The 13,574-nt window shown below is 42.7% G+C and carries 2 protein-coding genes; both read right to left on the reverse strand.

Going from position 1 to position 13,574, the window contains the following annotated elements; genetic code table 11:
• Nucleotides 1–74: 74 nt before the first annotated feature.
• On the reverse strand, nucleotides 75–12,224 hold the full coding sequence (locus IPZ59_RS00840) for an MBG domain-containing protein (protein ID WP_236137999.1): 12,150 nt from the start codon (nucleotides 12,222–12,224) through the stop codon (nucleotides 75–77).
• Nucleotides 12,225–12,527: 303 nt separating this feature from the next.
• Nucleotides 12,528–13,460: a PorP/SprF family type IX secretion system membrane protein gene (locus tag IPZ59_RS00845; RefSeq protein WP_236138000.1), complete on the reverse strand. Its 933-nt coding sequence runs from the start codon at nucleotides 13,458–13,460 to the stop codon at nucleotides 12,528–12,530.
• Between the last annotated feature and the right edge of the window lie 114 nt (nucleotides 13,461–13,574).

Below are 13,574 nucleotides of genomic sequence, written 5' to 3' on the forward strand. Positions count from 1 at the left end.
TTTAAAGGTAAAGGTCAAAGGTGAATGGTGAATGGTAAAAGGAGAGTTACTCCTTTTACCATTTTCCCTCTTTTCTATTTTCTAATTAAATTCAACATACCTCTTCTAGTCTCTCCTGTTTCTCCAACTACAACTGTCCAGAAATAAGTACCTACGGCCATTTCTTTTCCTTTGAAAGTACCATCCCATCCTTTATCTGGATTATTCGTGATAAATACTTCAAGTCCATTTCTTTCAAATACTCGAATGGTCACTCCTCGGTAGAATCTGAGTTCAGGTATTCCCCATGTATCATTGATTCCATCTCCATTTGGTGAGAAGGTATTGTATACCATGATATCAGCAACAGATTTTCGAATTCGTTTGATTTCAAATACTTTTTCTAAGCGATTACCATCTCTGTCATCTACCCAAACGGTCACAAAGAAGCTGTTTCTTCCTTCAACTTGATCTGCGCTGCTCCAGAAAAGCATGCTGTCAATGATTTCAAAGTACTGATTATCACTTCTATTCTCTGCAAGGCTGATTATATGTGTATGATCAAAATCATCCACTACTCTGAAGCCACCAATATGGATAAAGAACTGCTTGGTCGATCCCTCAAACGAATTATTGCTCAGAATCAAATCACTAGGAATAGGTTTTGGCAATACAATCAACTTCATCTCAGCAAGTAATCCATTTTCATTGAGAAGACCTTCTGGCAATGCAACAGTACCTGCGATTGTATAAGAGCCTCGGGCTAATAGATTGACGTTGCTCAGATCCCAAGTGACTCCAAACTCAAGGAACCTTCCATCCACTGTCATGATAATGACTGTTGCAGGCAATTCAGGATTGGTATTCCATGCTGTTTCTACATCCTCTGGACTGATAATCGCCTCCAAGGAAGCATACATGATTTCGAACAGGTCACTTGAAAATTCAATGGTATAATTGATACCTGCATTCAGGCTTCCTATCAAAATTCTGTAAGTTCCGACTGCTTCTCCCTGCTCCCTAATTAGGGAACCTGAAATAATTTCAAGTGTATCATCTGCCATAAATCCGTTAGCAACAAAGGTTAATTCAGGATCCTCTGTTCCGAAGATCTTGGACTGCCCCTCATTCACACGAACAGTCAATTGTGCAGGTGTGATTTCCAACTCTCCTGCTGCCAACGTGATCTCGTAGTTCGCATCTAATCCACCTGTCAAGGTGATTGGATAAGTGCCTACTCCTGAACTTGCTGTCGCTGTCGTTGCTATACTTGGCTCGGTAGCTACTTTCTCGTCTCCATTTACCAATCCTGTGTAAGTGAAAGTCAATGTTGGATTCAATTCCCCGTAAACTTTGCTTTGGTTATCTGCACTGATGGTTACTGAAGCCTTGGTGATTTCCAATTCTCCTGCTGCCAACGTGATCTCGTAGTTCGCATCTGAGCCACCTGTTAAGGTGATTGGATAAGTACCTACTCCTGAACTTGCTGTCGCTGTCGTTGCAATACTTGGCTCGGTGCTTACTTCGGTATCGCCGTTCACCAAACCAGTGTAAGTGAAGGTCAATGTTGGATTAGCTTCTCCGTAAACTTTGCTTTGGTTATCTGCACTGATGGTTACTGAAGCCTTGGTGATTTCCAACTCTCCTGCTGCCAACGTGATCTCATAGTTCGCATCTGATCCGCCTGTCAAGGTAATTGGATAAGTACCTACTCCTGAACTTGCTGTTGCAGTTGTTGCTATGCTTGGCTCGGTAGCTACTTTTTCGTCACCATTCACCAAACCTGTGTACGTGAAGGTCAATACTGGATTAGCTTCCCCGTAAACTTTGCTTTGGTTATCTGCACTGATGGTTACTGAAGCTTTGGTGATTTCCAACTCTCCTGCTGCCAACGTGATCTCGTAGTTCGCATCTGAGCCACCGGTTAAGGTGATTGGATAAGTACCTACTCCTGAACTTGCTGTCGCTGTCGTTGCAATGCTTGGCTCGGTGCTTACTTCGGTATCGCCGTTCACCAATCCTGTGTACGTGAAGGTCAATGTTGGATTCACTTCCCCGTAAACTTTGCTTTGGTTATCTGCACTGATGGTTACTGAAGCCTTGGTGATTTCCAATTCTCCTGCTGCCAACGTGATCTCATAGTTCGCATCTGAGCCACCGGTTAAGGTGATTGGATAAGTGCCTACTCCTGAACTTGCTGTCGCTGTCGTTGCTATACTTGGTTCGGTGCTTACTTTGGTATCGCCGTTCACCAAACCTGTGTAAGTAAAGGTCAACGTTGGATTTTCTTCGCCGTAAACTTTGCTTTGATTATCTGCAGTGATGGTTACTGAAGCCTTGGTGATTTCCAACTCTCCTGCTGCCAACGTGATCTCGTAGTTCGCATCTGAGCCACCTGTTAAGGTGATTGGATAAGTACCTACTCCTGAACTTGCTGTTGCAGTCGTTGAAATGCTTGGCTCGGCAGCTACTTTCTCGTCTCCGTTCACCAACCCTGTGTAAGTGAAAGTCAATACTGGATTAGCTTCTCCGTAAACTTTGTTTTGGTTATCTGCTGTGATGGTTACTGAAGCCTTGGTGATTTCCAATTCTCCTGCTGCCAACGTGATCTCGTAGTTCGCATCTAATCCACCTGTCAAGGTGATTGGATAAGTGCCTACTTCTGAACTTGCTGTCGCTGTCGTTGAAATGCTTGGCTCGGTGCTTACTTCGGTATCCCCGTTCACCAATCCTGTGTAAGTGAAGGTCAATACTGGATTCACTTCCCCGTAAACTTTGCTTTGGTTATCTGCACTGATGGTTACTGAAGCCTTGGTGATTTCCAACTCTCCTGCTGCCAACGTGATCTCGTAGTTCGCATCTAATCCACCTGTTAAGGTGATTGGATAAGTACCTACTCCTGAACTTGCTGTCGCTGTCGTTGCTATGCTTGGCTCGGTAGCTACTTTCTCGTCTCCGTTCACCAAACCTGTGTACGTGAAGGTCAATACTGGATTAGCTTCTCCGTAAACTTTGCTTTGGTTATCTGCACTGATGGTTACTGAAGCTTTGGTGATTTCCAATTCTCCTGCTGCCAACGTGATCTCATAGTTCGCATCTGAGCCACCGGTCAAGGTAATTGGATAAGTACCTACTCCTGAACTTGCTGTCGCTGTCGTTGCTATGCTTGGCTCGGTGCTTACTTCGGTATCACCGTTCACCAAACCTGTGTAAGTAAAGGTCAACGTTGGATTCACTTCTCCGTAAACTTTGCTTTGGTTATCTGCACTGATGGTTACTGAAGCCTTGGTAATTTCCAATTCTCCTGCTGCCAATGTGATCTCGTAGTTCGCATCTGAGCCGCCTGTCAAGGTAATTGGATAAGTACCTACTCCTGAACTTGCTGTCGCTGTCGTTACAATACCTGGCTCGGCAGCTACTTTCTCGTCACCGTTCACCAAACCTGTGTACGTGAAGGTCAATACTGGATTAGCTTCTCCGTAAACTTTGCTTTGGTTATCTGCACTGATGGTTACTGAAGCCTTGGTGATTTCCAATTCTCCTGCTGCCAACGTGATCTCGTAGTTCGCATCTGATCCGCCTGTCAAGGTAATTGGATAAGTACCTACTCCTGAACTTGCTGTCGCTGTCGTTGCTATACTTGGTTCGGTGCTTACTTTGGTATCGCCGTTCACCAAACCTGTGTAAGTAAAGGTCAACGTTGGATTTTCTTCGCCGTAAACTTTGCTTTGATTATCTGCAGTGATGGTTACTGAAGCCTTGGTGATTTCCAACTCTCCTGCTGCCAACGTGATCTCGTAGTTCGCATCTGAGCCACCTGTTAAGGTGATTGGATAAGTACCTACTCCTGAACTTGCTGTTGCAGTCGTTGAAATGCTTGGCTCGGCAGCTACTTTCTCGTCTCCGTTCACCAACCCTGTGTAAGTGAAAGTCAATACTGGATTAGCTTCTCCGTAAACTTTGTTTTGGTTATCTGCTGTGATGGTTACTGAAGCCTTGGTGATTTCCAATTCTCCTGCTGCCAACGTGATCTCGTAGTTCGCATCTAATCCACCTGTTAAGGTGATTGGATAAGTGCCTACTCCTGAACTTGCTGTCGCGGTCGTTGAAATGCTTGGCTCGGTGCTTACTTCGGTATCCCCGTTCACCAATCCTGTGTAAGTGAAGGTCAATACTGGATTCACTTCCCCGTAAACTTTGCTTTGGTTATCTGCACTGATGGTTACTGAAGCCTTGGTGATTTCCAACTCTCCTGCTGCCAACGTGATCTCGTAGTTCGCATCTAATCCACCTGTTAAGGTGATTGGATAAGTACCTACTCCTGAACTTGCTGTCGCTGTCGTTGCTATGCTTGGCTCGGTAGCTACTTTCTCGTCTCCGTTCACCAAACCTGTGTACGTGAAGGTCAATACTGGATTAGCTTCTCCGTAAACTTTGCTTTGGTTATCTGCACTGATGGTTACTGAAGCTTTGGTGATTTCCAATTCTCCTGCTGCCAACGTGATCTCGTAGTTCGCATCTGAGCCACCTGTCAAGGTGATTGGATAAGTGCCTACTCCTGAACTTGCTGTCGCGGTCGTTGCAATACTTGGCTCGGTGCTTACTTCGGTATCACCGTTCACCAACCCTGTGTACGTGAAGGTCAATACTGGATTAGCTTCTCCGTAAACTTTGTTTTGGTTATCTGCTGTGATGGTTACTGAAGCCCTGGTGATTTCCAATTCTCCTGCTGCCAATGTGATCTCGTAGTTCGCATCTGAGCCACCTGTTAAGATGATTGGATAAGTCCCTACTCCTGAACTTGCTGTCGCTGTCGTTGCTATGCTTGGCTCGGTGCTTACTTCGGTATCGCCGTTCACCAATCCTGTGTAAGTAAAGGTCAATGTTGGATTCACTTCCCCGTAAACTTTGCTTTGATTATCTGCACTGATGGTTACTGAAGCCTTGGTGATTTCCAACTCTCCTGCTGCCAACGTGATCTCGTAGTTCGCATCTGAGCCACCTGTTAAGGTGATTGGATAAGTACCTACTCCTGAACTTGCTGTTGCAGTCGTTGCTATGCTTGGCTCGGTAGCTACTTTCTCGTCTCCATTTACCAATCCTGTGTACGTGAAGGTCAATACTGGATTAGCTTCTCCGTAAACTTTGCTTTGGTTATCTGCACTGATGGTTACTGAAGCCTTGGTGATTTCCAACTCTCCTGCTGCCAATGTGATCTCGTAGTTCGCATCTGAGCCACCTGTTAAGGTGATTGGATAAGTACCTACTCCTGAACTTGCTGTCGCTGTCGTTGCTATGCTTGGCTCGGTAGCTACTTTCTCGTCTCCGTTCACCAAACCTGTGTACGTGAAGGTCAACGTTGGATTCACTTCCCCGTAAACTTTGCTTTGGTTATCTGCACTGATGGTTACTGAAGCCTTGGTGATTTCCAACTCTCCTGCTGCCAACGTGATCTCGTAGTTCGCATCTAATCCACCTGTTAAGGTGATTGGATAAGTGCCTACTCCTGAACTTGCTGTCGCTGTCGTTGAAATGCTTGGCTCGGTGCTTACTTCGGTATCCCCGTTCACCAATCCTGTGTAAGTAAAGGTCAATGTTGGATTCACTTCCCCGTAAACTTTGCTTTGGTTATCTGCACTGATGGTTACTGAAGCCTTGGTGATTTCCAACTCTCCTGCTGCCAACGTGATCTCGTAGTTCGCATCTGAGCCACCTGTCAAGGTAATTGGATAAGTACCTACTCCTGAACTTGCTGTCGCTGTCGTTGCTATGCTTGGCTCGGTAGCTATTTTCTCGTCTCCGTTCACCAATCCTGTGTACGTGAAGGTCAATACTGGATTAGCTTCTCCGTAAACTTTGTTTTGGTTATCTGCACTGATGGTTACTGAAGCCTTGGTGATTTCCAACTCTCCTGCTGCCAACGTGATCTCATAGTTCGCATCTGAGCCACCGGTTAAGGTGATTGGATAAGTACCTACTCCTGAACTTACTGTTGCAGTCGTTGCAATGCTTGGCTCGGTAGCTACTTTCTCGTCACCATTCACCAAACCTGTGTAAGTGAAAGTCAATGTTGGATTCAGTTCCCCGTAAACTTTGCTTTGGTTATCTGCAGTGATGGTTACTGAAGCTTTGGTGATTTCCAACTCTCCTGCTGCCAACGTGATCTCATAGTTCGCATCTAATCCACCTGTTAAGGTGATTGGATAAGTGCCTACTCCTGAACTTGCTGTCGCGGTCGTTGCTATACTTGGCTCGGTGCTTACTTCGGTATCGCCGTTCACCAATCCTGTGTAAGTAAAGGTCAATACTGGATTAGCTTCTCCGTAAACTTTGCTTTGGTTATCTGCACTGATGGTTACTGAAGCCTTGGTGATTTCCAACTCTCCTGCTGACAACGTGATCTCGTAGTTCGCATCTGAGCCACCGGTTAAGTTGATTGGATAAGTGCCTACTCCTGAACTTGCTGTCGCTGTCGTTGCTACACTTGGTTCGGTGCTTACTTCGGTATCGCCGTTCACCAATCCTGTGTACGTGAAGGTCAATACTGGATTAGCTTCTCCGTAAACTTTGCTTTGGTTATCTGCACTGATGGTTACTGAAGCTTTGGTGATTTCCAACTCTCCTGCTGCCAACGTGATCTCGTAGTTCGCATCTGAGCCACCTGTCAAGGTAATTGGATAAGTACCTACCCCTGAACTTGCTGTCGCAGTCGTTTCAATGCTTGGCTCGGTGCTTACTTCGGTATCCCCGTTCACCAATCCTGTGTAAGTAAAGGTCAACGTTGGATTCACTTCCCCGTAAACTTTGCTTTGGTTATCTGCACTGATGGTTACTGAAGCCTTGGTGATTTCCAACTCTCCTGCTGCCAACGTGATCTCGTAGTTCGCATCTGAGCCACCGGTTAAGGTGATTGGATAAGTGCCTACTCCTGAACTTGCTGTCGCTGTCGTTGCTATGCTTGGCTCGGTAGCTACTTTCTCGTCTCCATTTACCAATCCTGTGTAAGTAAAGGTCAACGTTGGATTCACTTCTCCGTAAACTTTGCTTTGGTTATCTGCACTGATGGTTACTGAAGCCTTGGTGATTTCCAACTCTCCTGCTGCCAACGTGATCTCATAGTTCGCATCTGAGCCACCTGTTAAGGTGATTGGATAAGTACCTACTCCTGAACTTGCTGTCGCTGTCGTTGAAATGCTTGGCTCGGTGCTTACTTCGGTATCACCATTCACCAAACCTGTGTACGTGAAGGTCAATACTGGATTAGCTTCTCCGTAAACTTTGCTTTGGTTATCTGCACTGATGGTTACTGAAGCCTTGGTGATTTCCAACTCTCCTGCTGCCAACGTGATCTCGTAGTTCGCATCTGAGCCACCGGTTAAGGTAATTGGATAAGTGCCTACTCCTGAACTTGCTGTCGCTGTCGTTGAAATGCTTGGCTCGGTAGCTACTTTCTCGTCTCCATTCACCAAACCTGTGTAAGTGAAAGTCAATGTTGGATTCACTTCCCCGTAAACTTTACTTTGGTTATCTGCACTGATGGTTACTGAAGCCTTGGTGATTTCCAACTCTCCTGCTGCCAACGTGATCTCGTAGTTCGAATCTAATCCACCTGTTAAGGTGATTGGATAAGTACCTACTCCTGAACTTGCTGTCGCTGTCGTTGAAATGCTTGGCTCGGTAGCTACTTTCTCGTCACCATTCACCAAACCTGTGTAAGTGAAAGTCAATGTTGGATTCACTTCCCCGTAAACTTTACTTTGGTTATCTGCACTGATGGTTACTGAAGCCTTGGTGATTTCCAATTCTCCTGCTGCCAACGTGATCTCGTAGTTCGAATCTAATCCACCTGTTAAGGTGATTGGATAAGTACCTACTCCTGAACTTGCTGTCGCTGTCGTTGAAATGCTTGGCTCGGTGCTTACTTCGGTATCACCGTTCACCAAACCAGTGTAAGTGAAGGTCAATGTTGGATTCACTTCCCCGTAAACTTTGCTTTGGTTATCTGCTGTGATGGTTAGAGAGGCTTTCTCTACAGTTAGCGTATGTTCTATTGGATTTGCAGCAAAGTGAGTCTCATCCCCTTCCTGCGTTGCTGAAATGGTAGTAGTACCCGCTTTCAAAATTGTAGCTTGATTGCCTGAAATATTGACGATGCTTGGGTCTGCTGCCGTGTATACCACTATCAGTCCTTTATCAGTTTGTTCATTTCCTAAATCAAAGGATTCATCTCCGTAAGTTTTTGTTTCAATTTCTGGAAATGTAATTATTTGGGAAAATATAACCAGTTCTAATCCTGGAATAGGATTTACCTCTACACTCGTTTCTACCTCATCATAGGTGATCGTTTTTAAATAAGGATAAGAAATATAACCATTATCACTTTCAGCCACCTTTATAATCCAAATTGATTCAAAATCCCAATCAGCTTCTGTGAAAGTAGTTTTTGTTTTCATTTCGGAAGTTGACAAACCTGTTCCTCCTCCGATATTTTCTTCCTCACCTGATATTTGTATATCCCAGAAGGACTGCAGAAGAGAGCTGTTAAAAAATGAACCTGTTAAGATCCCAACATATTCACCCTCTCCTTGGACTTCACCTGTCGAATAAATATTCTGGAGTAGAATGTTATCCCCATATCCCACAATACCTCCTATATAATTGTCGCTTCCTATAACATCAACCTGGGAATAAGCATTGATAATTTTGCTTTGGTAGGCTTGCCCTACCAAACCACCTAGATATCTAACTCCAGATATTGTGCCTTTTGCAAATGATTTGCTTATAAAATTTTCAGAACCCCAAGTGTAATAAGAACCAACTAATCCTCCTATCGACTCGGTACCAGAAATAGAAACATCAGCAAAACTATTTTCAATTCTTCCATTATAAAATTCTCCTGAAAATCCTCCCAAGTAGTATTGTCCAGAAAGATCTCCTTCCGCCGAGGAGTTTAGAATACTTACCGCATACCCCCCACCAATCAAAAGGCCTCCTGAATATTCAGTTGAAATTATATTCCCATTAATTACTTGAACATTTTCGAAAAGAGTATTTTCTGCGTATCCTGCTATACTTCCTGATGAACTCTGTCCCTCTATGTTGAAATTTTTTAGTATGAGATTTTTAACTGAAGAATTATATAGATATTCAAAGATTCCATTACCCCAATGATTAGGCCTAAAACAATTTAGATCAGCGATAGTATATCCTTTTCCATCCAAATTTATATTTCCTATATAATTTGCGGGCAACCATCCAATCCCTTCATTTGCACTTGGGGATGCATAGATATTATACCCACTACTAGAATTATCTAAATCATTGTTTAAAATGAAATAATTATCATTGAAGTATCTAATATTAAATAGATGTTCCCAATCCTCAATTTGGTAAGGATCCAGGATTGTACCAGTTCCTCCTGCAAAAAACTCTTTGGTATTTTCTACTGTAATTGAGGCTGTGGCCGTATTGCCTGACGCATCTGTAACAGTATAGGTAATCGTCGTGATTCCAGGTGCATAAGAACGCTGACCTACCTGACCCAAACCAGAGGCTGATGTGGCTCCGGACATTTGCCAGGAAAGTTGAGGCTCTGAACAATTATCACCAAAAACCACATCTGGAACAGTTGTTTCCCAATTAACCGAAGACTCTGATTGCCCAGCTAAGTTTTCTGATACTGAAAGAAATGGATTTTGATTATCCAAAATCGATACCAATAAAGACTCTGTCGCAATGTTCCCAGCATTATCTTCTGCGGTCCAAAAGATGGTGGTTTCCCCCAATCCAAGGGATATATCGCTTAACGAATTACTCCCTGATGCATATTCTTGAATGTACGCATGAGGGCCTACGCTGATTTGAATATCGTCCCAAGATACTCCCCCGCCACCAGAAAAAACGACTCTCCAAGATCCAGAACTATAGTTAGTATTTTGATTAAAAGAAAGTACTTGATTAGTTACTGTATTGGTGAAAGTTCCTGTAATATTTGACCCATTATCAACGAATTCAACGCGGACTGGATTTGAATAAAAAGCATTTCCCGGACGACCGTCAAACGAGGTACTTGTTAAATTGGTCTGCCCATTGTTGAAGTTATGAATCCTAAAGTATAAACTATTTAGAGGTTCATTTGATCCTGATGGATTTTTCAAACCAGTTGCCCTTGTTCCAATAAATGCGATTGCGGTGCCATTAAATCTTAATGTAGCACTAACATAAATTGGGTTTTCTACTGAAGGGATAAAATTGGCAATAGTTCTAAGCGTACCTCTGTCATCTCCACCACCACTTCGGTAGGCCCCATTTACCACTGAACCAGAGGCAGAACCGATTTCAAAGTTGTTGCTATCCCAAGAGCCTGAATTGAAATTTTCAGATACTAGGTTTGGATTTGGTAGAAGTTTTTGAAGCGAGTATGTAAGTGAAGTAATAGTTCCACTATTATCTGTTACTGAAATCGGATCAAATTCGGTTCCTTGAACCAGATAAACACAATTGTCTTCATCTGTATTTTTTGTAGCATTATTAGGCACACTAATTTCAGGATCCACGTCATCAGCCAACGTTGTAAAACTCTCCACTCCTCCATAACTCGTTCCAGCACTACTAGTAGCATAAGCCTGAACAAAATAAGTTGTGACTGATTCAAGTCCATTGATTACTTCGCTGAATGATCCAGTACCTGAACCAGAAGAAATGGAGACTACTCCACTTTCTCCAATAGTAGGAGAATTATCTGTAGTGGAATAAACAAAACCCCTAGCAGTAATCGAAGCCCCACCGTCAGATGAAATTAGACCACTCAATGTTGCACCTGTAAATCCTATCATATCAGGAGCAGAAGTTAAAACTTCAGGCAATGATGGTCCTGACGCCATGGTAAGGACCAACTCTGGTTTGTTCGTATGCTCTCGACTATTTATCCCAACGTAAGACATTCCGGAGTTATTCCCAATCAACACTAGGGTGACCACCTTGTCTCCTGCAAACTCACTTTGAACAAATGAAGTAACGTCAATTTCTATCCATCCTGTTGCACTGATACTGGTTTGTCCTAGTGGAGAATCTTTTGAAGGCACATTGCTTGTATTTTCAAGCCAACTATCATTGGATGATCCAAAAGCTTTTAAAAAAATACCGGTTCCTTCTACGTAATTGACATTCACTCGGAGTTTAGCTTCCTGTACAGTGCCTGAAAGATCAACTGGAATAGAAAACTTCATAAACGCTTCCATAAAGCCATAGCCATAAACAGGATCGTTTCCTATGTATAAAGATTGATCATTTGGGTAAGAGCCCACATCATCAATTGCGGAATCCATTATTGGATACAGTGCAATTGGTCCCGAACCATCAGTAGTTGTAAAGGTAACCTGGTCTCCGTAGCTAGTCCCAGCACTATTGATTGAATAAGCGCGTGTATAATACGTAGTAGTAAGACTCAACCCTGTTACTTGGGTAGAGAAAGCACCAGAACCAGTGCCCATGGTGATCTTAGTGTTTGATGTTGTAGGATTTGTGGTAGTACTGAATACTACTCCTCGTTCAGTAATGATCCCTCCCCCGTCACTCGTGACATTTCCGCCCAGGGTAGCGAAAGTTCCCGCTACATTACTTGGTGTACTGGTAGTGACTGTTGATAAAGATGCTACGGCTGGCCCAACGATCAGATTATCAAAATACAAATCAAGTAAACCAGAAAACATCAATGTAACACTAGTGACATTGACATTCTTACTTAAAGTTACAGTTGAATTTATACCAAAAGTTTCGCTAGCCTCCCCAGATCCATTGTAATTGACTCTTAAGAACGGAGGTGGATAGAAAGTAGAATTATTAACATTTGTATATTTTAACCAAACTCCATAAAACTGAAACCGCTCCCCGTCTTTTCTTTTGATTGTGACAGATGTGGTAGCTGCTGTGCTGTACCAAAGACTAGAGCTATTGGAAACTCCTCCATTGGGAGAAAAAGCCCACCCTCCATTACCTCCATTTAATAACTCATAAACCACTCCGTTGATGGTTACCTCTGCCGAGGTTTTCCAAGAGGGTACAGTTGGATGAGAGATTAGCGTTGGAGATGAGTTAAATTGTTCGGTAGTTTGCCCTGCTAGTAAATGTGGAATACTTAGGAAGAAAGCAAAAAGAAGACCTTTCCAAATATTTAACAACAAACTATTGTTTCCAGGACTTTTTCCATACCCATGCAAGAGATAATTATTGCTGATTCCGTCCATGAGGATAAAGGTTAAATTATGAATGTATGCGATGATTTTTTGTAAATCACACCATTCTTCACAGCATTTCCTACACACAAATGTTCCAAAAACAGCTTTTGAAACATGAAGTGAGAGAAGTCCAAAATTGGAGAATTGAAATACAAAAACTACAATTTGAAAAATAGAGGGTCAAAGAATTTTTTTTGATTTTAAAAAATTTTCAAAAAAATCTCTCTTGAATTATCACAAATATGAAAAAAAATTGCTTTTAAGTAAAAAAAATTTCACTTAACTATAAACAAAACAACTCTTCAAACCGATTTACCACATCAAACCATTCCCATTTCCAAAGAGAGAATAGGTCACCATAAATTCATGTGTAGTATTGGGTAAAAGGTAAGCCCCTAACATGGGCATTTCATAGATATAGCCAATTCGAAATCTATCCAGCACCAATCCTACTTGAAAACTATGCGCATAATTGAAACGATGTCCCCCTCCCAACCATATTCTTTTTGCCATCAATACTTTGAAATTAACCTCAATATTGTCTGGAAGATCATTCTGACCTCTATACATGACATTTGTAGCAATCATCAGATTATCGGTCAACTCACTTCTATAACCTGCTTGGAAAATAAGTACACGAGGTTTACGCTCCATAAATGCATCTCCTCCGTTAATTTGTCCTACATTGACATTATGCACGGCAGTTGAAATATAGTAATCCTTGTGCGTCAATGCAATTCCTAGATTAAAGTCTAAAATTTGCATATCCGAAAAGCTATTGGCATACTGTCCAAGAATTGGATCCAACGATTCTTGAATAGTGAATTTTGTGCCGTCCAACTGAACAAGGTTATAATTTATCCCAGCTCCCAAGCGCAAATTATGCTCGGTTGTAAGTTGAATTCGGGAGGCATAACTCAGGATAAGCTCTGTTTCCACAAAAGCCCCATATTGATCATGAAACATATTCACACCAAGGGCATTTTTTCCTAGTAAGGCAGGATCAGAAACTCCAGAAAGCTCTCCGAAATCAAGTTCTCCCGATATAAAATAAGTCATAGGTGCTCCTTCCCAGCCTACCCATTGATTACGGACAAACCCTCGAATCATGGAGCCTTCATACCCCGTCAAGCCAGGATTGTAGTAACTCTGCAAGTGACTAAACTGGCTAATATACTTACGGGATTGGGCAAAGACCGAAGTAGTCAAGCCTAAGTAAATAATGACTATCAATAGCTTCTTCATAGTTCTTTTTTCTGAAGTAAAGGGGGAAAGGTAAAAGGAGAAAGGATAGCAAAAGAATTCATAATCAACCTTTAACTTGTTCTTTCACCTTTTCCTTACCCCTTTTTCCTAAAT

It is taken from the genome of Mongoliitalea daihaiensis (assembly GCF_021596945.1).
Classification (GTDB): Bacteria; Bacteroidota; Bacteroidia; order Cytophagales; family Cyclobacteriaceae; genus Mongoliitalea; species Mongoliitalea daihaiensis.